This window comes from Prevotella sp. oral taxon 299 str. F0039 (genome assembly GCF_000163055.2).
Classification (GTDB): domain Bacteria; phylum Bacteroidota; class Bacteroidia; order Bacteroidales; family Bacteroidaceae; genus Prevotella.
This window is the reverse complement of the sequence record NC_022111.1, coordinates 1,677,552-1,701,957: the sequence shown is the minus strand read 5'-3', so window position 1 is coordinate 1,701,957 and position 24,406 is coordinate 1,677,552. Positions and strand designations below refer to the sequence as shown.

Annotated in this window: 17 protein-coding genes, 1 tRNA gene and 1 other RNA gene; 10 read left to right on the top strand and 9 right to left on the bottom strand. The window is 37.1% G+C overall.

Annotation, left to right across the window (positions count from 1 at the left end):
• Nucleotides 1-26: 26 nt before the first annotated feature.
• The 8 genes from HMPREF0669_RS09680 to HMPREF0669_RS09640 all read right to left on the bottom strand — a co-directional run bounded on the left by HMPREF0669_RS09680 (nt 27) and on the right by HMPREF0669_RS09640 (nt 15,186).
• Nucleotides 27-2,282 carry a TonB-dependent receptor domain-containing protein gene (locus HMPREF0669_RS09680; protein ID WP_020967431.1) on the bottom strand — a complete coding sequence of 752 codons (2,256 nt, stop codon included), beginning with the start codon at nt 2,280-2,282 and terminating at the stop codon, nt 27-29.
• Nucleotides 2,283-2,673: 391 nt separating this feature from the next.
• Complete coding sequence (locus tag HMPREF0669_RS09670; RefSeq protein WP_020967430.1) at nt 2,674-4,719, bottom strand: TlpA disulfide reductase family protein; 2,046 nt, start codon at nt 4,717-4,719, stop codon at nt 2,674-2,676.
• A gap of 121 nt (nt 4,720-4,840) precedes the next feature.
• Complete coding sequence (locus tag HMPREF0669_RS09665; protein WP_020967429.1) at nt 4,841-5,989, bottom strand: TlpA disulfide reductase family protein; 1,149 nt, start codon at nt 5,987-5,989, stop codon at nt 4,841-4,843.
• A 76-nt stretch (nt 5,990-6,065) separates the two neighbouring features.
• Nucleotides 6,066-7,757, bottom strand: coding sequence for a PKD-like family lipoprotein (locus HMPREF0669_RS09660; protein ID WP_009228350.1), 1,692 nt, complete (start codon nt 7,755-7,757; stop codon nt 6,066-6,068).
• Nucleotides 7,758-7,948: 191 nt separating this feature from the next.
• Nucleotides 7,949-9,220 (bottom strand): DUF4843 domain-containing protein, encoded by a 1,272-nt coding sequence (locus HMPREF0669_RS09655; RefSeq protein WP_009228349.1) that lies wholly within the window; start codon nt 9,218-9,220, stop codon nt 7,949-7,951.
• 33 nt (nt 9,221-9,253) lie between these two features.
• Nucleotides 9,254-10,702 (bottom strand): RagB/SusD family nutrient uptake outer membrane protein, encoded by a 1,449-nt coding sequence (locus HMPREF0669_RS09650; protein ID WP_009228348.1) that lies wholly within the window; start codon nt 10,700-10,702, stop codon nt 9,254-9,256.
• Nucleotides 10,703-10,711: 9 nt separating this feature from the next.
• Entirely contained in the window at nt 10,712-14,080 is a 3,369-nt protein-coding gene (locus HMPREF0669_RS09645; RefSeq protein ID WP_009228347.1) for a SusC/RagA family TonB-linked outer membrane protein, read from the bottom strand.
• Nucleotides 14,081-14,202: 122 nt separating this feature from the next.
• Complete coding sequence (locus HMPREF0669_RS09640) at nt 14,203-15,186, bottom strand: hypothetical protein (protein ID WP_009228346.1); 984 nt, start codon at nt 15,184-15,186, stop codon at nt 14,203-14,205.
• 515 nt (nt 15,187-15,701) lie between these two features.
• Here HMPREF0669_RS09640 and ffs point away from each other — a divergent pair.
• Both ffs and HMPREF0669_RS09635 read left to right on the top strand, forming a co-directional pair.
• An RNA gene (gene ffs, locus HMPREF0669_RS10160) (signal recognition particle sRNA small type) lies at nt 15,702-15,799 on the top strand.
• 1 nt (nt 15,800) lies between these two features.
• Nucleotides 15,801-15,874, top strand: a tRNA-Thr gene (locus HMPREF0669_RS09635).
• A gap of 334 nt (nt 15,875-16,208) precedes the next feature.
• On the opposite strand, the gene HMPREF0669_RS09630 is transcribed toward HMPREF0669_RS09635, so the two are convergent.
• Nucleotides 16,209-16,652, bottom strand: coding sequence for a DUF2147 domain-containing protein (locus HMPREF0669_RS09630; RefSeq protein WP_009228345.1), 444 nt, complete (start codon nt 16,650-16,652; stop codon nt 16,209-16,211).
• A 673-nt stretch (nt 16,653-17,325) separates the two neighbouring features.
• Here HMPREF0669_RS09630 and HMPREF0669_RS09625 point away from each other — a divergent pair.
• From HMPREF0669_RS09625 to HMPREF0669_RS09590, 8 genes are all read left to right on the top strand, one after another.
• The gene (locus tag HMPREF0669_RS09625; protein WP_009228344.1) at nt 17,326-17,847 is read left to right on the top strand and encodes a DUF4199 domain-containing protein; all 522 of its coding nucleotides are present in this window, start codon (nt 17,326-17,328) and stop codon (nt 17,845-17,847) included.
• Between the two features lie 72 nt (nt 17,848-17,919).
• The gene (locus tag HMPREF0669_RS09620) at nt 17,920-18,870 is read left to right on the top strand and encodes a glycosyltransferase family 2 protein (RefSeq protein WP_009228343.1); all 951 of its coding nucleotides are present in this window, start codon (nt 17,920-17,922) and stop codon (nt 18,868-18,870) included.
• A gap of 35 nt (nt 18,871-18,905) precedes the next feature.
• Nucleotides 18,906-19,382 (top strand): DUF6452 family protein, encoded by a 477-nt coding sequence (locus tag HMPREF0669_RS09615; RefSeq protein ID WP_009228342.1) that lies wholly within the window; start codon nt 18,906-18,908, stop codon nt 19,380-19,382.
• Nucleotides 19,333-20,067 carry a DUF6048 family protein gene (locus HMPREF0669_RS09610; RefSeq protein WP_009228341.1) on the top strand — a complete coding sequence of 245 codons (735 nt, stop codon included), beginning with the start codon at nt 19,333-19,335 and terminating at the stop codon, nt 20,065-20,067. Before HMPREF0669_RS09615 ends, HMPREF0669_RS09610 begins: the two co-directional genes overlap by 50 nt.
• A gap of 71 nt (nt 20,068-20,138) precedes the next feature.
• Entirely contained in the window at nt 20,139-21,167 is a 1,029-nt protein-coding gene (locus HMPREF0669_RS09605) for an FAD:protein FMN transferase (RefSeq protein WP_009228340.1), read from the top strand.
• 3 nt (nt 21,168-21,170) lie between these two features.
• Entirely contained in the window at nt 21,171-21,857 is a 687-nt protein-coding gene (locus HMPREF0669_RS09600; protein WP_009228339.1) for a Crp/Fnr family transcriptional regulator, read from the top strand.
• A 17-nt stretch (nt 21,858-21,874) separates the two neighbouring features.
• Entirely contained in the window at nt 21,875-23,956 is a 2,082-nt protein-coding gene (locus HMPREF0669_RS09595) for a M3 family metallopeptidase (protein WP_009228338.1), read from the top strand.
• Nucleotides 23,957-23,965: 9 nt separating this feature from the next.
• Complete coding sequence (locus HMPREF0669_RS09590) at nt 23,966-24,397, top strand: dCMP deaminase family protein (RefSeq protein WP_009228337.1); 432 nt, start codon at nt 23,966-23,968, stop codon at nt 24,395-24,397.
• Nucleotides 24,398-24,406: the final 9 nt, after the last annotated feature.

Below are 24,406 nucleotides of genomic sequence, written 5' to 3'. Positions count from 1 at the left end.
TGATTATTCTTCTAAATATTCTTCTATTATAATTGTAAACGCAATCCACCATAAATGCCTAAGGGGTGTCCTGCACGCAAACCTGATGGGTGACGAGACACTAAATACTTTTTATTTGCTAAGTTAATTGCATTTAAGCTGATAGTGATATTTTTGTTAACGTGTACCTTTAGTGTTGCATCTAAGATGACATGAGCAGGTATTTTCTCACGTTCTGCAATCTTTCCTTGTCCTGGAGTCGTACGCATGTCTCCATTAAAACGTGCTCCAAAATTGGCTTCTACACGCTTATGTTCAAGACCTATCTGTGCATTGAAAGCATGTTTATAGATATATGGTATCTCATCTCCATAGTGTACGTATCCCCAAGCCGAGCTTTCAAACTCGTTCTTCATCTTTGTATTGGTGTAAGTATAAGAGAGTTGAATGGGAATCTGGAATGCAAAATGCTTTGGAAGTGGTAGATATTGGAACATGAACTCTAAACCATTTACCATTGCTTTACCCACATTAAACTGCTCAAGTGTACCTTGTCCTCCCTGAGCAGCAAGGTCACTACCTAGCATATTAGAGTAATTGTTGTTAAATGCTATTGCTTCTAACTTCATTTTATTGGTTGTTAGACGCATACCTACTTCGACATTCACACTACTTTCCGCCTTTTGATAGAGCGAAGCACTAGGAGGTGCAAATCCTTTATGTACTCCTCCTAACACTGATAAAATGGGAAGAGCCTTTATATTGAATCCAAATCCTGGCAATAAAGCACGAGCATGATTTGGAGTTTCAATGCGTATCTTTCCTGTTCGACGTGGATCTGCCTTGGTATAGTTGCGATTTAGCAACTCAACATCTTCATAACGCATACCAGCCGTAAGGGTTATGATTCCCTTAGACCATTTTCCTAGCCAATAACCCGACCACGCATGGGCTGTAGTTATACGGTTAGCGTTACTTCCAGGCAATCCTGCTAAGAACAAACTCATACGTCCATCTTGCATAGAATAGCCATCATCTTGTTGGAATCGGTCTTCACTATCAGCATGATAACGTAGCCCTAATTCTGCAGTAAGATAGCCTCCGCCTAACATTGTACGATATTCTCCCTTTGACTGAATACCTCTTGAATGGTAAACACGATGATTGGCACGCAACATTAAAGCCTCTCCTATGTAGTTGGTCTTACCTGTTACGATGTTAAAATAATCCTCATTGGTTTCGGGATCGGCAAGTACTGCCTCAATAGAGCGACGCTCAGACTTAGTAAAACCAGCTCTCACCTCATTTAACTTATACCAGTTACGGAAGAAGTAGTTATAATATAAATTTGTGGTTATCTTCAGTTTATTATCTAATTTCATAAGATAAGTTGCCACCCATTGGGTATGTCGGGTCGTAAGATTATCCTTTTGAGCACCCGCATAACGAAAATAAGGACGTGAAGCAAAGTCGCTTTCTGTTAGTCCTAAATAGGTTTCGTCCGATGTTTCATTAGCAAAACCAAACTTTAGTTCGAATAAATGGTTGAGTCCTTGTTCTTTATTGGTTTGCGCAGCGAACTTAACAATCAAATCATTGCGGTGAAATCCTGTGCGTTGGTTAGGCTCATCTTTCTTAAAGCCATCAGATTGATAGCGCAAGTACTCCACTAAAAAGCCTGTATACTTAAAGCTTTTACCTACACTTGCATAGGTCTTAAGCGTATTATAGCTACCATAAGAAGTGTTTAGCTTTGCACTAAACTTCGTAGGAATGGGAGTTGACACCATATTAATTGCACCACCAGTTGTGAAAGGACCATATTGTACCTGACTACTTCCTTTCAATACCTCGATAGCATACATACGACCAGCGTTTGGAAAGTAGTAAGCTGCAGGAGCTGAGTATGGCGCAGGAGCAGCTAAAACACCATCTTCCATGAGCGAAATGCGCTCACTTCGCTCTGCTTTAGTACCTCGTAAACTAATATTAGGGCGCAATCCGAATCCATCTTCTTCATAAACATTCACACCTGGTACGCTTTTTAGCATACGGTTGATATCGGTGTAACCAAATTTTCCAAGTTCTTCGGGAGAAATATAATAAGCAGAACCTGTGCGATTACGTGCTTCAAACTTACTTCCTAACATCTGATTGGAGCGTACAACCACCTCTTTTATCTTATAAACTGAGTCGGTCATTGCATTTTTTTGCTCCGTTTGTGTGCCTGATTGTGCCTGGCTATACATTGTAAATGGCGTTAGTGCAAGAAGCAAAGGCAGCGTCTTTTTTGTATAATGCATAACTAATTTGTCAAGACTTATCGTGCTTTTATAAGTTGAAGACAACGCATCTCAACCATGGTAACTAACAAATTACCTACCATGAGCAGTGAAGTCATTTTTAAAATAATAGGTGAAGATTTTAAAATTTTCGGCAAAGTTAGGGCGATTTGCCTTGTTCCACAATACCTACTTCTAGGTATTTTCTCATCAAAACTCAAAAAAGAAATCCCAATCCTTCCTCACTTTTATATAATTTGCTATCCTTTTAGTGTATTAAACTTTATACTATTTCTAGAAAGACTTTGGTATTTCTTCCTTTTTGACACATAAAAAAAGAAACCTCCCTTAAACAATGACTATATATCACATATAGTTCAATCTGTTTAAGAGAGATTTCTACTGTTATATTTTATTTCTTTCCACCTTCATTTTGATAATACAGGTCTCCAGAAAGAATTTGTTTAACTCGCATTAATAGCTCATCGCCACGCAATGTTAAGGAAATTACCTTTCCTTCTGGGTCAATCAACACATGTTGTGGAACATCTTTTACATGAAACAGACGAGCCGATGTAGATTGAGCTCCCTTTCCATCGCATGCTTGCAACCAACCTTCACGATTAATTCCGAGAGACTTCATTGCGTTCTTCCATGTTGTTAGGTCACTATCTAATGAGCAACTTACCATTACGAATTTATCTTTTTGAGCCTTAGTTTCGCCATAGAGTTTCTTTAGTCGTGCCATTTCGTCTTTGCAAGAAGCATTGTCTGATTCCCAGAAAGAAAGCAATACATACTTACCTAAGCAGCTACTCAAACGCTTTTCGATTCCATCTGCTAATTGAAGGTTGATATCTGGAGCATCATTTCCTTGCATTAAGTTGAGCGAACGAATGCTATTCTCTAGAGAACGAGTATTGGGATGTTGCAAGATAGGAGGAGCAACAGCTGCTACAAATTGTCTTCCATATTCTTTGTTAAATAGCTTTAAGATATCACGTTGCATCAAAAGTGGCATCAAAGGAGTTTCATTGTGCTCTAGAAGGAAATTCAAACGATTTGCCATATAGTCGATTTCGGCAATCTTTGCAATGCTAGTAGCATCTATCTTACCTTCTTTTGTATCAAGATAAGCCTCTCCTTTTGTGTTACGTAGCTTAGCAATTCCTTGTTCAATTTGTTGTTCCTTCACCTTATCAAAAGCTAAATAGTCTTGATAAATTTGTTGATCTGCAACATCGGGTTTCACATCTTCGGTCAATAAACCATTATCTGAAACAATTGTTGGCTTTGCAATAGGTTTCCATTCGCCATTACTTATCTTTCTTAAAGTAGCAATTAGCTGTTCACCACGTAGGTCAAAAGCCATAATATCGCCTTCAGGACTGATAAGAACTGTGCGTGGAACCGCCTCAACATTATAGAGTTTGGCATCTGGAGAGCTCCAACCTTGGAGTGTTGAGATATGATACCAGTTTGCATGAGTTAAACTATTGCGTTGTATGCAATCTACCCAATCTTTCTTTTTGCTATCAATTGAATAGCTCAATACAGTAAAAGGAATCTTTCCATTGAATTCTTCTAAAGCTTGTTTAATCACTGGGAACTCTCTTCTACATGGTCCACACCATGATGCCCAGAAGTCAATTAGCACATATTTTCCTTTTAAGTCAGATAAGCTAAGACTTTTATCGTCTGGTGTTTTACCTGCAATATCGGGAGCAGGTTTACCCACTTCTAAGTTTGCAGCACGCACCAAGTTGGTAAGTTCACGATACATTGGGTGCTTTCTCAATTCTGATGGCACCGATTTTAGATAGACCTCTTCTAGCACTTGAGGTGTAAAAAAGCGCAATAAATCGTATTTAATGATGTAAAGTGCAACTGGCGAATCAAGATGTTCTGTTACAAAACGCATTGCAGAAGTGCGATGAGAAAGACTATTTACATAGTACACAGCTCGTTGATAAGGATAAAAAAACTTTTCATCATTGCGTTGTGCCTCTGGAAAAGCAGACAAAGCTTTTTCCATACGCTGCTTTGCTATATCTACATTATCACTTTCTTGTTTTTTATATGCATAAAGAACTTCATTAGCAGGTGTTCCTTTTACATGTGCTCCAACAGGGAAACGACCATCAAAAGGCAAGACTTCGATAGTACCAGGCTCTAAAAAGAACTGTAAACTTCCATTATCAAAGCCAGTGATGTGATAGGGTTCTACTGTTGTTGGAGCAACACCTTCAAATTTAAATCTCCCCTTTTCTACAACAGCAGAGTCGACAATAACATTCTGTCCGTCTACTTCACGAGCTAAATATACTTTCTTAATACGTTCAGGAGTATAACGTAAAGAGTCGATACGCATTGACCCTGAGATTACATAATGATTGTTCTGCTGAGCTACAGCATAACTACCGCAGAACATAAAAAGACATAAAAGTTCTTTTTTCATATTGATATAGATTCTTAATTGTTTACTTTACTATCATCTTCTCATAGAGTTCAAAGTTTTTCAAAAGCTATTAGCACCATAAAGCTGCTCTTTATAGAACTCTCGTTTTATTATTTGAGCATTATTTTACGCTCTTTTCGGCAAATAAACCGCTAACAAAGTTCTTCAATTCTTCACCATGCAAACCGCTTGCAATAATATTATTATCAGCGTCGAGAACAAAAATTGCAGGAATAGCAGTGATACTATAAAGCTGAGTTACAGGATCTTTCCAGCCTTTTAGAGATGAAACCTGAGTCCAAACCAATTTATCTTGTTTCACAGCCTCAACCCAACGATCACGTTTTTCGTCGAGAGAAACGTTCACAATATCGAGTCCTTTGCTATGAAAATCTGCATATAACTGGCGTAACACAGGGTTATTGAGTCGGCAAGGACCGCACCATGAAGCCCAAAAGTCTACAATTTTCACCTTTCCTTGCATTGCGCTTAGGGTGAAGGTCTTACCATCTAAGGTAGGAAGAGTGAAGTCGGGAGCCTTACTTCCCCTGCTAATTTTCTCTAAACGTTGTATGCGTTGGTTCACAATCTCACCACAGCTACTTGCTTTTGCGCCTTCTCCTAACTGAGCATAAAGTTCTTTACAACCACTTAAAGGAGCATCCATTTCTTCTAATTCTTGAAGAACTAAAGCAGCAGAAAGAATGTTATTGTTAGCACTTAAATAAGAAGTGCGAAGCATCTCTAAATCTTTTTTGATGATAGAGATAGTATCATTTATTTTACTTGCACTACCATATTTTAATGCTTTACGCAAACTATCACTCTTTTCTTGTAACTTTACGAGTTGATGTTGCAACACACCACGTCCTTTTTGATATTCTACCTGTGCGTTTTGCAACTCTCCTCCAGTGATAAACCAGCCCTCTCCGTCACGCAATAAGGCTTTATAGGTAGCATTAGGTTCTAAGAAAAAGTTAAAACCTCCTTGATAACCAACCACCGCTATGCGTGCAAACATGGGGCGAGCGACCTTTATTTGTGAAAAAGAAAACATGCCATTAGAAAATGGAGTAGTACTAATTGTATCCCATTTCGTTTCTGATGTTCGTACTAAGATTTGTAATTTTCCCTCAGTCAAGCCTTTTATTTCACCAGTTAAACTACTTGTTTTCTGCGCAAAAGAGAGGAAAGGGAAACACAACAGCACAATAGTTAAAAACAGACTTTTGCCTTTTCGCTTCATATTAGTTGATACAAACGTTTGCATGTTCATTATTTGTATTGATAATTTGTTATATTAAGTCATTTGTTGACAATATTTCTTTCAAATATTTTGCTCTTAATTATCGTGTTGGGAGGCTGTATGAATACTCACGAACAAACTGAACATCTTTGATATTGCCCAACTTCTTTCCTTCATTATCAGTGTTATAAACCACAATTGGGTAGGTTTCGTCGACATCAGATGCAGTGTTGAGTTTAATTTCACTAATAGCTCCTTCATCACCTTTATTCATTCCTATTGTAAGATAGCGTCCAAGATCGCCAGAATAGATAAAGGTGTCGTCAGAACGGAACTTCAAGCAAGAGATTGAATAACCGTCAGGAGCAGTGTAAAGAACGGTTTTATCACCATTATTCAAATTGTGTCGAACCACATCAGCACCCTCGGCATAGAACACAAAAGCTGTACTGAACCATGTATTATATAGAACTGTAGAAGGAGAAGAAGGTGTAAAGTTCTCTAATCGTTGTCCCTTGATGGTATATGCAGGAGCTGTTGTATTTTCTGCCTCTTTACCTTCATTTTCTGCACGGGTTGATGTTAGCTGATAAAGATAATAATTTGAAGAGTTATTATCTTTGAAAATAAAATGTGGTATTGCTTTTCTGTAGTTCTCACGATATTGAATAAAGCCAAGAACTGCTGTTTTGTCTTGAGGAGAAAGAGCTGTTCCTAAACTTGTAAAATCGACATTTGCATCAAGAACAGGGTTGTAAAGCTGCGATTGATAAGCTTGTTGTTCTGCCCAAATACCATATCCATCCTCTTTATTCATACGCAAGAAGCGTTTGTGGCGTGCATCCCAAAAGACAAATTCGTTTGCAGTTATAGTTGCTGCAGTTACATTATAGTCTGAAACTGAACCATCGGTTGCAGGTGTTTTAAATGAAGGAATAGTGCGAGCAGTAAGGAATCGGCCGTCTTTTCCTATCATACAATAGAAGTCTGATTGGTTAGAAGGATCACCAGTCATTATTATATTACTTGGAAGGAATGCCCCCTGAGGTGTTTGAGGAATAACAAAATCTTTATATTCTGTAAATCTTGGCACCATACCGAAAGGGTTATAAACCTTTGTTTCTCCATTATTAGAGAATACTATGAGACCATATTTCTGCAAGAAATCTCGTCCTACTGACACTAATCCATAATGATACATCAATTTATAAGCGTCTGCAAACACGTTGGTTGCATCTTTATAAATAAGTTTATAGGCATCGCTCCGCACTTGAGTTGTAGCTCCAATGGTTTCGATATTACCCAAATGCACATCTCCCGCCTTTCCATGTAGGAAGAACAAACTATTTTTATAGATAGGACGAGTTGCGATTGTGAAGTTACGATAAGACGCAAGTCCTGTGCTTTGGTCTTTCACTTCTAGTCGAACAGAAATGCGTGTATCTTGTTTCACGGGTAGAGTTACATCAAGATGCCCCTTTGTTTTAATTGTATCGCTCACCGTTTTCTTATCCTTTTGATAAGATAAAATCCATCTAAAGTCAAGTAAATCAGTATTCTTATTATGCGATTGACGCACTGTTACCTCAACTCTTTTTTGCGCTTCATCGGCAGTTAAAGGCTGGGTAAATTCGATTGTCTGTCCATTAAGGGTTTCAACCGAAGCGGGTGTGAACTCTAATGAATCGATAGAGTTCATCTCATCGAAGTTATACACATAGTTTCCTTTGTCTCCATAGCATGAAGAAAGGGCAACAATGCTCGTCACTAGAATTATATTTTTTATGTTCATACAACTATTGTTTTTTCTGTTTGTCTAAACTTATATTTGTTTTAGGCTAACAACCACGTTCTGTATATTCTTAAAAAGTATAGCTTTTGGCTCTTAATATCATTGCTTTTGTGCGACAAAAGCAATGATATTATACTGCAATAACAATGCTTTCAAATAAGAGAACTTAAGTTATTATATTTCAAGAGTTTTCATTGCACCTCTGGGAAAGTGAATGAATAGTTTCCTTGCGCAGCTTTCTCACGGAATAGTTTGTTACAAGCTTTAATGGCATCTTCACCTCCTAGTGAATCATCCCAATGCACATTACCCCATTCATTCATAACAGGGAAGAGCTGATTGATAACAAAATCGCTTCCTTTATGCTGCAACCACACTTTCACCATGAATTGATATTTCTCTAAAGAGTAGGTTCCATAATACTTCTCGATAAGTTCTTTACCACCTTGTTCGTCTTTCCATGCTTGTGGTTCTATCAACTCATATGTAGAGTTTTGAAGCATTGGGACATAGAAGAAGTCTTTATATGTATTTCCTTGACGCCAACCATCTTGATAATAAGTGTTATACTTTAAGAGCATTTGACCCACGGCTTGCTTATTAAGGTTTTGCATTGCTGTTTCATCTCCATTAAAAATAGTATATTCATTGGCTGTTGTGACGTCTAATCCGTTACAAAGTCCTACGAAAGAACCACTTTTATAAGTTCCAAGATAGGTATCTTGCAAGGTTCCCCAATACCATGGCTTGTCGTAGGAATTATCGTTTGTAAATGGAATATCAACTGTTATAGGAGTTTGTGGACTCTTCTTTTGTTGAGTACGCAAGCTGTCTATTGCTTGTAAGTTCCATTGAACAAACTTGTTATAATCGTTTGTTGTATAAAATTTGTTATTCTTACTGATGTGCACTAGCAATATTTGTTTTGCCATACTCCACTCGCCTAAATACGAACTAGCCATACCTTCCCATTGCATAGGCTTTGTATATTCTTCTTTGGCATAGATAGTAAAGCTGGTAAAATTCTTGAGTCCAGGTCCTATTTGGTTGTTACCTTCTACATCGCTAATATATACTTGTGCTTGAAATGTTGAATCTAATATTGATGGACGTGCCACTTTCACTATCACATCTTTTAGAATTTCGTTGGGTTCGAACACAACTTCAGGACATGTTACCATTGCTTCTGCCACTCCTTGCACTGCTCTCGACTTTAAAACAACTGTTCGTTGCTTATCAGAAGCACGACCCATGAGCTTCAATTTCACAGGAACAGAAATTTCTGTAGGGGCAGTTAAAATAGAATCTGCAAAGTTTACTATTGCTTGAAGAGCGTCTTTGTTTCCATAATTGAAATAGACACCATCTGAAGAATTATAGAGTTCAACGGTTTCTTCTTTACAAGATGTTGCAAGGAAACCTGCGAATATTGCTAAAAATATATATTGAAACTTGATATTCATCTTTGTTATTTTTTTTAGGATTATACAAAGTGATTAGCGTGTAGCATCGTGTGATGCAGTCCAACCATATTCTTTTTCGGCATCTGGCAATGGAAATTCAAAGCGTTCTTGCGTTAAAATAACGGTATTGTCATAAGATAAAGCGGTGATTCCGTGACGTTTCAAGAAGTACCAATATTGTCCTTCTGCATAAAATTCTTTTCGGAACTCTTTATCTAATGCTTCTTGTTGGGTTGCTGCATCAGTAAACTTCACATTAACTGCACGTGAGTAGCCTCGTTTATTGCGCACTGCATTAAGATATTTAGCAGCTTTTGTTAAGTCAGAAGTATTTTCTGCAAGAATATAATACATTTCTGGAAGACGTATTAATGGGATTGCTTCTTGCGAATTAATGCTATATTTGCGTGAAAGAGCTGTCTTTGTTGAAGAATGTTCGTAGAAAGCAGCAGTCTTAGTACGCATATCTTCTTTCAGATTTCCTGATACTTCAAAATACTTATTAAAGCGTTCTGAACGAATGAAATATTGCGTTGTGTACTTATCTCCATCTGCCCAATACTGTGAAAGAGATTCTGTTAAATGGTATTTATGCAATGCACAAATACATTCTGAGAAAAGAATAGGATCGTCTTGATTGTTTGAACTCAACTCTAAACCACTCTTTTTAATTACTTCTTCAGCTGACGCAATAGCATTTTCACGATCACCAGCATAGCTATAAACACGTGCTAAAAGAGCATTCACTGCATGATAATTGAAACGATAACGTCTATCACTTGTTTTAAGACTTTCATTTTGTTCGCTAACCAATAAGTTTTTTGCGTCTGAAAGATCTTTCAAAATAAGTGCAATAACATCTTTTGCAGGTAGAAGTGGTTGCTTGGTGTTGTCGGCAATGGTTCGATAAGGAATGGTTAATTTGCCTGTTGATGATGATTCTAGGCTATATTTCCATGGTCCCCATGCTCTAAGTAGATCGAAATGACAATATGCACGAATAGCAAGAGCTTCGGCTCTATAAAGCTTTCGTGTATTAACATTGCGCACAACTTCATCTCCTTTAAGATCAAGCCACTTTATAAAATTGTTACAATTGGCAATTATATTATAAAGTTTGATCCACGAATCTGCAAGTCTTTGTTTGGTTCTGAAACCATCTGTAGTTGCAGTTTCGTAGTTATAGATTGCGTTTCGGTCATTAGCTCCATCAGGAATATAATCGTATTGCTGTGCTAGCTGATCTAATAATCCATACGACATATCGCCTCCATAAACATCTCTGTCGGTCATTAACAGATAAATACCAGTTAAAGAACTTTCAAATCCTGCTTCTGTAGAGAAGAGTTCTTTTGCTTTTACATCTGTTTTAGGACTAACATCGAACCAATCTGAGCAAGATGTTGCAACGAATAGAACTAAACAACATAGTACAATCGTACAACTCTTATATATAGATAATGATATATTTGAATGCTTCATAATATAAATTTACTTAAATATTAGAGAGAATGAAAGAGTATAAGAACGTGAGAATGGATAACCCAAGCCTCTTTCCATCTTAACTGTTGATAAACGGAACAAATCATTTGTCGTGAAGTTTAGCGACAAAACATCAATATTTAAACGCTTTAATAGCTTGTATTCGGCTTGTTTGAAACGATAACCTAAGTTGATACTTGCCATGCGTAACTCATTATCTTTCATAATAAAACGATCAGATGCAGGGGTTTGAGATCCATTAAGGTCGATCATTTTATATCTAACTACATCGCCAGGTTTATGCCAACGATCTTGAGCTGCACGCTTATCAAGGTTATAAGCGATATTGCTGTTTTCTATTTTGTCTACTAATGTTTGGTTATACACGATTCCTCCCCACTTATAAGTAAAGCCTAGGGTACATGAAAAATCTTTCCAATTGACAGAAGAGCTTATCGTTCCACTTACTTTTGGTGTGGTATCGCCTACAGGAACCTTATCAACGGCATCCCACTTAAAGGTTCTTTCGCCATCACGAGTAAGGAAAACTTCTTGTCCTGTCATTGGGTCTATACCCAAAGAACGCACTGCATAATAAGTGGTTGTTGATTTTCCTTCTTGATAAATGGGTAGAGGTGCCGATTTAGACTTTAGTTGTTCTTCGTTCATCTTACGCAAATAGTCTGAAATCTTACGTATTTTGTTTCTATTATGGTTCATACCAACAGCAACAGTCCAATAAAATTGCTTACGAATATTTTGCAAAGCAATAATGTTAAGCGTTGCATCGAAACCTGTATTTTGTAGCTCTCCAGCATTAATCATTTGCGATTCAAAACCTGTAGAAGGTGCTAAATCGTAGTTAGTAAGCAGTTGTCGGCTAATATTATTATAATAGTTGAACGTTAAATTGATTCTATTTTTCCATACACCAACGTCTACTCCAAGGCTCATATTGTCGGTTTTAGTCCATTTTATATCACTATTATTCAATCGAGAAAGAACTGAACCTAGAGTTGAAAACGATGTATATGGACGCATTGTACGGTTGAATGTGTAGTATTCTATAGCGTCGGCAGGACTTGAATTCTGTGAACCTGTTATACCATATGTTGCTCTAAACACTAAGTTAGATACGTAACCGCTAAGCCATTTCTCTCTATACGCATTCCATCTAGCACCAACACTCCAGAAAGGAGTTAAGCTATGGTCTGCATAACGTGATGTTACTTCACTACTAATGTTCCAGTCTAATGAGTAACGATTATCATAACTGTAAGACAACTGCGTGATGAATCCCATGGTTCTAGATATTGCTTCAGAACCACTAGGATTGGTAGTCATCTTATTTCCGAATATGAAGTCACTCATATGAGGATCAGGATAACCCACAGCAGACAAGTTAACATAGTTACTTCTATCTTCACTTAAGGTCCAGTTTCCAAAGACACTTAATAGATGTTTGCGCAAAGACATGTTCCAGTTCAAACCTAAGTTGCTTGACCATGAGGTCATTTCACCAGTATTTTTAGAGTAACTACCTCTCAAAGTCTTATCTAGTTCTGTTAAGAAAGAAGTATGTTCAGCAGGTAAGAAACGCTCAGAACGAGCCATACCACGTTGATAAGAGAGATTTTCTGTTAGTCGAAGATTCTTCAATAATTGACATTCTAGATTCAAAGTTGCTGCAATATTGGTGCTATTTGTAAGGTCTCTAATACCTACATTAGCATTAAATAGAGGATTAGCAATAGGTACACTGCCTGAACCTGTATGGTTATCAAGTTGTCTTAAATATTCTCCAAACTCATTAGTTGGACGATAATAAGGATTTACACGAGTATATTCTGAGAATGAACCATATGGAGAATTATTACCACCGCTCTCTGAAAGGTTCAAAGCTGCACCAATAGTGATATTCTCTTTACGATAAGTCATGTTGAAGTTGATACTCTTTATATTTTGACTTGAGCCCTTCATTACACCAGGAGTAAATGTTGTATTAAGATCTAAGCTATATCTAAATGCCTCTGTACCACCTGACGCAGATAAAGAATGACGGTGTTGGAAAGCTGTTCTCAATGGTTTACTAAGCCAATAGGTATCAACTCCCGCAAGAACATTGCGCAACAACGAGTTGTAACGATTCATACTTTTATCGTTAGTTGGGTCGTAAACGCCTGCATCCCACTCCATTTGAAGTTTCTCTTTTGCGTTCATCAACTTGTAGTCGGTTAGGTCTGGACTTTGAATTGTTAGTCCACCATTGTAGCTAACCGACAAAACACCATCGGGTGCAACCTTTGTTTCAATTACAACTACACCGTTTGAAGCACGTGAACCATAGATTGCTGTAGCTGCAGCATCTTTTAATATGGTTACATTCTCAATACGCTCGGGATCTAACTGCAAGATACGACTCATTGAAACGATAAGTCCATCAAGTACAAATAGAGGTGTATTAGGGCGACTAGACACGTTGTCAAGAAGCAAATCCATACTATTTAGAGATGCTGTAGTACCAAGGTTTTGGTCTCCACGGATAAGAAATTCTGGCTGAGCGTTAGGGTCTGAACCTTTAGTGTTGCTCTCTAACACTTTAAAACTAGGATCATAGAATTGCAAACTCTTTAATATATTGGTTGGATTAAGTTTGCGCAACTCATCTCCTTTCACTGAAACATAGTTACCAGTAAAGCTTGATTTGCTTCTACGACTAATACCCGTCACCACGACTTCATCAACCATTTGTCCATCTGCCTTAAGCGCAATTTTCATATTTGCACTCTCTTTGGTTATTTGCAATGATACGGCTTCATATCCCATATATGAAATTTTGATTGAAGCTTTGCGTGGAACCTGTAACGAGAATTTACCATTTACGTCTGTGATACAACCTTTTACACCATCTTTTTGGGTACCATCAGTTAGCATCACCGTTGCTCCAATCAGCGTTTCTTTGGTCTTTGCATCAATTACAACACCTTCGACATGCAACATTTTCTTTGCATCTTCATCTCTGGTATATGATGAAATAATAATATGCCGACCGATTTCATAACGTATCAAGATATTTTGATCACCAATAAGACGTCCTAACACTTTGTCTAAAGGCATCTCCTTTACATTAAGCGTGGTTGGACTCGCAATACCAACAAGGGCAACTTCTTGAAATTCTATGGTGGCTTCAGCTTGCTTTGCCACTTGTTCAAGTACCTTTCCCAAAGGCTCATTACTTACACGTAAGGTAACCTTGGTATTCTTCCAATCGTCAACAGCTGTACTTTGCGCCTGCACTTTGACGAAAAACAATTGCATTATGCATAGCATCAGTAGCCATACAAAAGCTTTAGGTTGGTTCTTTTCTGTTTTTTTCATCGATAAGCCATATTATATTTATACAATAAACGATCAAGTCTACTACTAAAACAACAGGTTGTAGATTCTTGCTTCTGATAGAATCTTCTATATAACAATTATAAAATAAGCAATAGATGCACTTATTCTAATAATTTATCAAGAATTTGTAAATATTCTTGATTGATATTATAGTTATTTTTGTATTCAAGGTAAAGAGGACGTACACGTTCTAATTCTTTTCCATTGCGAGTGAAATTGACAAGAAGCTGATAAAGAACTGCATCTCTTAGTGCTCCTGAATAGAATAAAGACAAGGTTTTAAACATTTCTTCTAATTGACGTGGAGCGGTGTATTGTTGATTTGCTAGAGTTGCTTTCTTCTCGTTCTCATAGAAACAATAGCGCATTAAGAAACTAACATAATCTGGTGAAGCTAATGCCCCTTCTGTCGAACGAAGCTTCACGCCGTCCATAATCTTCCAATAATCGCCAATACCTTGATCGCTAACAGCAAGCTTTCTCGTTTCTGCATACATCTGAGGATATTCCATATAAGACGTGTAAGCAGCAGCTTCAGTTGTTGATAAGATATATTCGGCAGCTAAAGGAGTAAGTTGTTTTCCTGCTTTCTTCACCATTTCTTGAACCTTTGTAAGCAAGATTCGAGAATCTTCAATACGCTTTTGAGGTTTAATATCTACCACAATACATGCCAATAATTGAGACTTATAACGCATCTGACGCTTTAACTCAGAAATGCCCTGCAACATATTGTTTGCAGCTACGGCTTTCTTATCTCCTGAAAACGTTGTTTTTGGTGGTAAATTATTATCATATTGCACAGCAACATGAATGCTATCACCAGGCAAAAGCAATACATTTACTTGACCATTTAAAAGCATACAAACTAGATTCTTCGTATTAAACGAATATAAATGCTCTTCACCTGGATTGTTATGAAACTCTGCATTAAAGAAAGGAGATTGTAAACAATCAAAATAAACCATCTCACGCTTATACCCATTCACCTCTGCACTAAGCGTTGTCTTACGCTGAGCAAAGCTATTTAACGCAAGAAATAGAAACATTCCCCAAATAAAGTAAAATCTTTTTAGTATCATCATTTATATGTTTTATGGTTAGAATTAAATTAAAATATGAGAGATATCGATTTGTTTATAAAAAAAATATTATTTAAAATTTCAATAAATCACACATATCTTTATTTTCTTTTGTTTTTACAAAAATAGGCTATTTTATTTATGATTCATTGTATTTTCCAACTAAAAAACGTTAATAAATAGTATTTTCCTTCTCTTTTCTTAATTTCTCTTCTCCTATATATATAATAGGTGTAAAAGAATAATTGACCTTTTATAAATTATCAACCACTTTTATAATTCACATTCTGATATTTAGAATCAATTTTAAGACCATTATTTCATTCTTCTTCCACCATCATAATTGTTTGAAACAACTTATAATCTTCATCCACGAGAACTAATAGCAAGAACATCCTAACACTAAACGCATTCTTTTTTCACCCATATCGTTCTTTCTACTTTGTTAAAAAAGAATAAACACAATCTAATTCCTCGCCAAATATAAATAATAATATATACCTTTGCAACCGCAATACGGGCAAGTCTTACACGACCAGCTCCTTTCGAATCCTCCAGGATAGGAATATAGCAAAGGTAGAAGGTTGAGCGGTGCGATGTAAGTAGCTTGTCCACCCGCCTCTTTAGCTCAGTTGGCCAGAGCACGTGATTTGTAATCTCGGGGTCGTTGGTTCGAATCCGACAAGAGGCTCAAAAGCAATTAGGTTATAAACTGCAACAACATGCGCTTTATAACATTCAGAAACACAAGAGGAATAGATGTGCATCTATTCCTCTTTTTTATTATACTACCACTTATAAGGATATGAATAATCTCCACTTCTAGGCTTTATTAAGAGTAAGAAAGGAACTGTAGATCTCGAGTGGGGATATGCATATAGTTTAGCAAGCCTAAAAAGAGCTCAGTAGAAAGCCTTTAATACAATATCTTATGCCCTAATACAAGCGTTTAGAACGCAAAAAAATGCTGCGACTAAGGCTATTGAGCCATGAAGCAGCATTTCCAATAAAGCTAAAGAGGGTTATTATTGTATTTTATTCCAATAAACTCTTTTAAAGAAAGGACCGAGTTTTCCTTTCACTGTCAATACGTTTGGCTTTTCGAAATACATCTCAACACGATACACCTTACCGCTTGTGGGGTCGTATATTTTACCATCTTCCCAAGCATCTTCACCATTATAAGTTACCTTTTCTACCAACACAATTTGATTAGAAGGAGTTTTTCTCTTCGATTCATCGGGATTTTTAAGATCGGTACGCAATGTTCCATCAGGATTTTTCATATTCTCGAGCCACACAACTTGTGCACGATAACCATTTCCATACTTAAAAATTTTTACCTTAGAGTTGCGTCCATCTTTCACAACATGATAAAGACCAACAATTTTATCGGCTGCATTTTGTGCCGATAAGGGTAATAAACACACTGCAAAAAGCAATGTAAAGGCAATAAAAAATCGCTTCATTATTTGTTTTATTTTATAATTTAACTTATTTATCTGTTGAGATTTTCAGACACCCATATCTCGTTTTTGTCGTATTATTTGTTCTAAACACGAACATAAGAAAACGACTGCAAAGGTAATTATTTTTAAGAATTACTCAAAAAAAACGTCTAAAAAAAAGCACCACTTTAAGCAAAAAGTACTCTAAATTCAGTTCTATTAAAGCCTCAGCACGCATCAATTCGCACTAAAATCACCCCATTTCACCCCAACGATCTACTCATTATTTTTCAACTCCATTTCTATCGACAAATAAAAGCAATGAGTTTGCCTTTCAAAAGCATCGTTTTTACACACTAAAAGCATTGATATTACACCCTAAAAGCAATGCTTTTTAAGCCAATTAAAGAACCAACTTAACACAGGGCGAATGGAGGTGAAATATAACTAGATCACAATTAGATCTATGCTGAATTTCTTTCACGACAAAATAGCAATAACAAAAAACAGAAAAAGCACCTCTTTATAAAATAAAATACGTAAATTTGTAGCTAATTTAGAACTTAAAAGTGGTCTTTCATTCATCTTTGCACAATAAAGCCAACCACGTTATGCACAACAACTTGCAAACAAAAAGGCTACAAAAACTATGAATTGTGCTACCAAACAACATATAAAGCGAATAAAAATACAAATGGATATAGCAAATTCTTTCAAACAAATAAAGGCTTATGCACGCATCGAAGGTGCCATTTTAGGCGTCATTTGGGTTGCATCATTTGCATTCTTAGTTTATATGCCACAAAGTTTGTGGGGCAATCTTATGATCCTTTCTACCCCATTCTATGCAGGTTGGCGTATCAAAAACTTTCGAGACAAGATTAGAGAAGGATTTATTTCATTTAAAGCAGCATACTTTTTTTCGGCTTATACGTTTTTCTATGCCTCATTAATCTTTGCAGCTTGTCAGTTTATTTACTTCCAATGGCTCGACAGTAGTGCCTTTACAAACCTCTTTATCCAAACACTTCAAACGGCAATTCCCACTTACAAGCAATTGAAAATGGACATCAGCGAGTTGCAAGAAGGCATAAAACTAATTAGAGAAATGAATGCTATAGACATCACTTCTATAATCCTTATGCAGAATATATTTATCGGAACCATACTAAGTGCTCCGCTTGCAGCATTCTATAAGAAAGAACCCAGTAAATAAGAAGTCGTTCTTTGGGAATACAAAATAATGAATAATCGTTTGAATACATAACACAACAAATCAACAACAACTATGAACATTTCGGTAGTTATACCCTTATATAATGAAGAAGAATCGTTACCAGAGCTATATGAGTGGATTGAACGAGTGATGAACAATAACAACTTTAGCTTTGAAGTAATTTTCATTAACGATGGTTCAAAAGATAATTCGTGGAAAGTAATTGAAGAACTTGCTCAAAAATCGCCTCATGTTAAAGGCATTAAGTTTAGACGTAACTACGGGAAAAGTCCCGCTTTATACTGTGGTTTCAAAGAAGCTCAAGGCGATGTAGTAATTACAATGGACGCAGATTTGCAAGATTCGCCCAATGAAATACCCGAATTGTATCGCATGATTACTGAAGATGGTTACGATTTGGTGTCGGGCTATAAAGAAAAGCGTTACGATCCACTTTCTAAAACCATTCCAACTAAGCTCTTTAATGCCACAGCTCGTAAGATAAGCGGCATTCATAATCTTCACGATTTCAATTGTGGTTTGAAGGCATATCGCCTAGATGTGGTTAAAAATATCGAAGTTTATGGCGAAATGCACCGTTATATTCCTTACTTAGCTAAGAATTCTGGTTTTGAAAAGATTGGCGAAAAGATTGTGCAACATCAAGCTCGCAAATATGGAACATCAAAGTTTGGTTTAAATAGATTCTTCAATGGCTATCTAGATCTTATCACTTTGTGGTTCTTAAGCAACTTTGGCAAGAACCCAATGCACGTCTTTGGCCTCCTTGGTTCTATCTTCTTCATCATTGGTTTCTTTGCGGCTGCAATTATAGGAGCCGATAAATTATGGGCATTGTCACAAGGCATTCCACAACGTTTGGTTACCGATTCGCCCTATTTCTATATCTCTTTAACAATGATGATATTGGGAACACAACTTTTTATGGCTGGATTTATTGGAGATATGGTTAGCCGTTCGTCTTCAACTCGCAACGACTATCAGATTGAAAAGACCATCTAAAACGAATTATTTTATAACACCACAAGTATAAAAGGATGAAAAAACTAATTTACTTCTTGTTGTTCTCGCTTTTCATTTCAGCGTGTTCATCTACCGATTGTCCGCTAAGTAGTGGTGTATTGGCACGCTATAAGCTAATGGGAAACGTCAAGAAATTAGTCGATACGCTCACCATCTCTACCCAACGTCACACCAGTGGCGACACCATTTTATTGAATAGAGCAGTAAATGTGGATAGTTTCAACTTGCCAATGAGCTTTCAAGGAAATGAAGATGCGCTGTTTTTAAGTATAAAAAATACCAACAAAGAAATTTGGAAAGATACAATTCGAATTACCAAAACAAACGAACCACACTTCGAGTCGGTTGATTGTGCAGCAGCATTCTTTCATACTATTCAAAAAATAACATACTCTCGCAACGCAATAGATTCTGTTGTCGTTCATAATTCAAAAGTAACCAATGACAATTCACAAACACATTTCTACCTATATTTTAAGAGTCAGCGTTAGTATTCTACTCTTTTACATCGGTATTGCAGTACAGGCACAACCTAAAAAGCTGGTTTTGAAAGCAAAAAGCGATTCGGTTGCGTTTTTCAATGGCGTAACATTATCGGTAGACCTCATAGGAATTGGACAGAACTTACTTAGCAATGAGGGACAATACGAAGCAAGTTTGCGTGCCAACTTAAAAGACAAATATTTCCCTATCATTGAGTTAGGATATGGAAAGAGTAACACAAAGGGCGATGAAACAAAGATTTCGTATAGCACAATGGCACCATACGGTCGCATTGGTATCGACTTTAATGTAATGAAGAATAAACACGATATCTATAAAGTATTCGTTGGAGGTCGTTATGGCTTTTCTTCTTTCAAGTATAACATCGAAACTCCTGGTGTAGTAGACCCCGTATTCGGTGGTATTGCGCCCTTTGGAGCGAATAACATCAGTGGTTCTTACCACTGGATCGAAGCTGTATTTGGACTCGATGCACACATCGTTGGACCTTTAAGAGCAGGCTGGAGCATTCGATATAAAAACAGATTGGCAAAGAAAGCTAACGAAATGGGAGAGCCTTATTATGTTCCTGGATATGGAAGAGGAGGCAGTTCTACCTTTGGAGGCTCTTTTTATGTGGCAATAGAACTCTTTAACAAAATAAAGAAAAACAATATAAACAACTCTAAATAGTGATTCGATATCAGAAAAGATAAAGAATAAAAAATGATAGTATTTCACTTTCAAGATAATAAAGACATAACATGGCAACAAAACAGATAAAAAAACGTCTCTATTGGCAAATTCCTCTCTTGTTATTGCTCCTCATTGGCACCGCATATATAAGCAAACAGCAGAAGAACATGCCTTATATAGAGAATAAAGGAATGATATTTGGAACAACATATCACATAACTTATCAAAATGATGACGACCTTCATAAAGAGATTTTAGCAGAGTTAAACAAGGTAGACACTGCTCTATCTACTTTTAATCCGCAATCTATCATTTCCAAAATCAATAACAATCAGCCCACACGAACCAACGAATTGTTCAACAAGGTGTTTCTTCTTGCCGAAGATATCAGTAACAAAACAGACGGAGCTTTTGACATAACAGTTGCTCCTTTGGTTAATGAATGGGGCTTTGGGTTTAAGAAAGGCGTTGAACCAACAAAGCATGTGATCGATAGTCTGCGCCAACTCACTGGCTATAAGAAAGTGCGTTTAGTGAACAACACCGTGAAAAAGGACGACAACCGCATTATGATCGACTGCAGTGCAATTGCAAAAGGCTTTGGAAGTGACGTGGTTGCAAGTTACTTAAAGAGTAAAGGTGTAAAGAACTTTATGATTGAAATAGGCGGAGAAATTGTTACTTCGGGAATAAGTTCTAAGCGTCTTCCTTGGAAAATAGGCGTTATTAAGCCCACAGACGATATCACTCAGCAAAGTCAAGAGGTGCAAACTATCCTCAATGTAACCGACAAAGCAATGGCAACAAGCGGTAATTATCGCAATTTCTACTATAAAGGCGGAAAGAAATATGCCCACACTATCGACCCAGCAACGGGCTATCCAGTTCAGCATAACATTCTTTCTTCTACCGTAATAGCCAGCAACTGCGCCACAGCAGATGCCTATGCAACTGCCTTTATGGTGATGGGTTTAGACAAAGCGAAAAGAGTTTTAGAGCAACAGAAAGAGATCATGGCTTATTTTATCTATGCCGATAAAGATGGAAAGAATGCCGTTTGGTACTCTCCTACATTAAAAGACAAGATCGTTCAATAAACTATGGAGCAGTCGCCGACATCACATCTCAAGCTATTAGCACTGCCCTTGTTTCAAGGAATAACGCAACAAGAGTTACATCAACTTGCTGCCCATGCCCGTTTTCACTTTCAAAAGCTAAATAGTGGCATTACCTTTATAAAAGAAGGAGAGGCTTGTAAGGACTTATTCTTTTTGCTACAAGGAAGGGTTGAGATAACAACTTCGTCGGCAAACCATTCCTTTATGGTGAAAGAATGGCTCGAAACGCCTTCAGTTATACAGCCAGAACGATTACTAGGACTTAGTCCTTGGTTCCCATCTACATACACGACGCAAGAAAATAGCAGTATATTAAGCATTGATAAAGAAAGTATTTTGAGTTTTATAGAACACTCATTTATCTTCCGAATCAACTTTATGAATATCTTATCTACCCGCATTCAAAAGATGGAACGACAGCAATGGCGTCCCATAAGCGATTCATTAAGGGAAAAAATTATTCGTTTTTTCGAACAACATGTATATAATATAGGTGGCAAAAAGATATTCTTCATCAAGATGATTACGCTTGCAAAGGAAATGAATGTAAAGCGAATAAAGGTGTCGAACGTACTAAACGAATTGCAGAGCGAACACCTATTAAAGCTAGAAAGGGGCAGAATAATTATTCCTGCACTTGAAAAACTCATTCAAAAAGCACAAATATAAGAATAAATAAACAAGATATGGCAACACAAGATAATAAGAACTCAATAGCGAATAATCCTTTTTTTAATGATTATTCCACTCCACATAACACCGTTCCATTCCACCTTATCAAGCTAGAACACTACGAAGAAGCTTTCATGGAGGGAATGAAAAGAGAGAAAGAAGAACTTGATAAGATTATAAACAATGAGGAAGAGCCTACTTTCGACAATACTATCATATATAAAGACGAAACTAAAGGTGAGCATTATTACGACTTATTAGGACGTGCTTCTACTGTATTTTCGTGTATGTTAGGCGCAGAAACAAACGACGATCTCGATGCTTTAGCTCAAAAGATGAGTCCTCTTCTCACCCAACATGCTAATGATATGCAGCTGAACGAAAAGCTTTTCAAACGCATTAAGCATGTATATGAACACCATAGAGAGCTTACTACTGAAGAAGAAACATTGCTTCAGAAGGTTTATGATGGCTTTGTTAGAAGTGGTGCTCTACTAAATGAAGAAGGAAAAGAGCAGTTTAGACGATTAAGTGAAGAAGCAAGTTTGTTGTCATTGCAATTCTCTCAAAACCTATTAAAAGAGAATAAAGCATTCGAATTGCATCTAACTAACGAAGAAGACCTTGACGGATTGCCCGAAAGTGCACGCCAAATGGCAGCTCATACGGCACAAGAACAAAATAAAGAGGGTTGGATTTTCACCCTAGACTTCCCTAGTTACTCTCCTTTTCTCACCTATTCTACAAAGAGAGAGCTAAGAGAAAAACTCTATATGGCTAAGAATACAGAGGGAATTCACGACAATCCCGAGAACAACTTGGCTATATGTACACGCCTAATCAATATTCGTAGAGAACTAGCTCAATTGCTTGGACACGACACTTATGCTGATTATGTATTAGAACATCGCATGGCAAGTAGTGTAAAAAACGTGTATAAGCTTTTTAATGACCTTATTTCAGCTTACAAGCCACAAGCTATTAAGGAGTTAAAAGAAGTTGAACAGCTTGCAAAAGAAATGGAAGGAGATTCTTTTGAGATGCAACCTTGGGACTTTGGATATTACTCTCACAAGCTACAACTTCAGAAGTACAACATCGATTCAGAAATGCTTCGCCCCTATTTCGAACTCTCTAAGGTAATAGAAGGGGTGTTTGGATTAGCTAATCGTCTATATGGTATCTCATTTAAGGAGAACAATGACATTCCAGTTTACCATCAAGACGTTAAGGCTTACGATGTGTTTGATGCCGACGGAAGCTATCTTGCTGTGTTTTATGCCGACTTCCACCCTCGAAAAGGAAAGCAAGGCGGTGCTTGGATGACTGAGTTCCAAGGTCAATGGATAACTAGAAAGGGCGAAAACATTCGTCCTCATGTCAGTGTTGTGATGAATTTCACTAAGCCAACACCACAAAAACCAGCCTTATTAACGCTTGGCGAGGTTGAAACTTTCTTGCATGAATTTGGTCATTCGCTACATGGAATGTTCGCCAATACACGCTTTGGCAGTTTAAGTGGCACCAATGTGTGGTGGGATTTTGTTGAACTTCCATCTCAATTCATGGAAAACTATGCCACAGAGAAGGAGTTCTTACGTACGTTTGCTTATCACTTCGAGTCTAAAGAACCTATTCCTGACGAATTGATTGATAGAATTATTAAGAGTAAAAACTATCTTTCAGCTTATGGTTGCTTACGTCAAGTGAGCTTAGGGTTATTAGATATGGCATATTACACACAGAAAGACGAGTTCAAAGAAGATATTATCGCTTTTGAGAAAGATGCTTGGAAAGATGCAATCATCACAAAACAACTTCCTAATACTTGTATGACCACCCAGTTCTCTCATATCATTTCGGGTGGATATGCAGCAGGATATTACAGTTATAAGTGGGCAGAAGTGTTAGATGCAGATGCCTTTAGCCTCTTTAAAAAGAACGGAATATTTGATAAAAGCACTGCTCTTAGCTTTAGAGAAAACGTTCTTTCAAAGGGAGGAACAGAACATCCAATGATTTTATACAAGCGTTTTAGAGGACAAGAACCCACTATTGATGCCCTATTAGAACGCAATGGAATTAAAAAGAATTAAGCCTTTACTATGACAAAGAATACAGACAAACAGCACATCTTAGATATTCGCTACCTCAGAATGGCACGAATATGGGCAGAAAACAGCTATTGCGAGCGACGTAAAGTTGGAGCAATAGTGGTTAAAGATAAAATGATTATCAGCGATGGGTATAACGGAACACCTGAAGGTTTTGAGAATGTGTGCGAAGATTCGAACCAAATAACAAAGCCTTATGTGCTCCATGCCGAGGCCAATGCAATCACAAAGCTAGCCAGAAGTTCAAATAATAGCGAGGGAGCAACATTATATGTAACTGCATCGCCATGTATAGAATGCTCTAAACTCATTATTCAATCGGGAATAAAAAGGGTTGTTTATGGCGAGAAATACCGTTTAGAAGATGGTATAAACCTTTTGAAAAGAGCTGGAGTAGACGTTGAATATCTCGAAGTAGAATAAAGATTATAG

What these genes read in the sequence shown, in the direction of transcription:
- HMPREF0669_RS09680 (WP_020967431.1), bottom strand. Translation starts at nt 2,282, where the DNA reads ATGCATTATACAAAAAAGACGCTGCCTTTGCTTCTTGCACTAACGCCA.
- HMPREF0669_RS09670 (WP_020967430.1), bottom strand. Translation starts at nt 4,719, where the DNA reads ATGAAAAAAGAACTTTTATGTCTTTTTATGTTCTGCGGTAGTTATGCT.
- HMPREF0669_RS09665 (WP_020967429.1), bottom strand. Translation starts at nt 5,989, where the DNA reads ATGCAAACGTTTGTATCAACTAATATGAAGCGAAAAGGCAAAAGTCTG.
- HMPREF0669_RS09660 (WP_009228350.1), bottom strand. Translation starts at nt 7,757, where the DNA reads ATGAACATAAAAAATATAATTCTAGTGACGAGCATTGTTGCCCTTTCT.
- HMPREF0669_RS09655 (WP_009228349.1), bottom strand. Translation starts at nt 9,220, where the DNA reads ATGAATATCAAGTTTCAATATATATTTTTAGCAATATTCGCAGGTTTC.
- HMPREF0669_RS09650 (WP_009228348.1), bottom strand. Translation starts at nt 10,702, where the DNA reads ATGAAGCATTCAAATATATCATTATCTATATATAAGAGTTGTACGATT.
- HMPREF0669_RS09645 (WP_009228347.1), bottom strand. Translation starts at nt 14,080, where the DNA reads ATGAAAAAAACAGAAAAGAACCAACCTAAAGCTTTTGTATGGCTACTG.
- HMPREF0669_RS09640 (WP_009228346.1), bottom strand. Translation starts at nt 15,186, where the DNA reads ATGATGATACTAAAAAGATTTTACTTTATTTGGGGAATGTTTCTATTT.
- HMPREF0669_RS09630 (WP_009228345.1), bottom strand. Translation starts at nt 16,652, where the DNA reads ATGAAGCGATTTTTTATTGCCTTTACATTGCTTTTTGCAGTGTGTTTA.
- HMPREF0669_RS09625 (WP_009228344.1), top strand. Translation starts at nt 17,326, where the DNA reads ATGGATATAGCAAATTCTTTCAAACAAATAAAGGCTTATGCACGCATC.
- HMPREF0669_RS09620 (WP_009228343.1), top strand. Translation starts at nt 17,920, where the DNA reads ATGAACATTTCGGTAGTTATACCCTTATATAATGAAGAAGAATCGTTA.
- HMPREF0669_RS09615 (WP_009228342.1), top strand. Translation starts at nt 18,906, where the DNA reads ATGAAAAAACTAATTTACTTCTTGTTGTTCTCGCTTTTCATTTCAGCG.
- HMPREF0669_RS09610 (WP_009228341.1), top strand. Translation starts at nt 19,333, where the DNA reads ATGACAATTCACAAACACATTTCTACCTATATTTTAAGAGTCAGCGTT.
- HMPREF0669_RS09605 (WP_009228340.1), top strand. Translation starts at nt 20,139, where the DNA reads ATGGCAACAAAACAGATAAAAAAACGTCTCTATTGGCAAATTCCTCTC.
- HMPREF0669_RS09600 (WP_009228339.1), top strand. Translation starts at nt 21,171, where the DNA reads ATGGAGCAGTCGCCGACATCACATCTCAAGCTATTAGCACTGCCCTTG.
- HMPREF0669_RS09595 (WP_009228338.1), top strand. Translation starts at nt 21,875, where the DNA reads ATGGCAACACAAGATAATAAGAACTCAATAGCGAATAATCCTTTTTTT.
- HMPREF0669_RS09590 (WP_009228337.1), top strand. Translation starts at nt 23,966, where the DNA reads ATGACAAAGAATACAGACAAACAGCACATCTTAGATATTCGCTACCTC.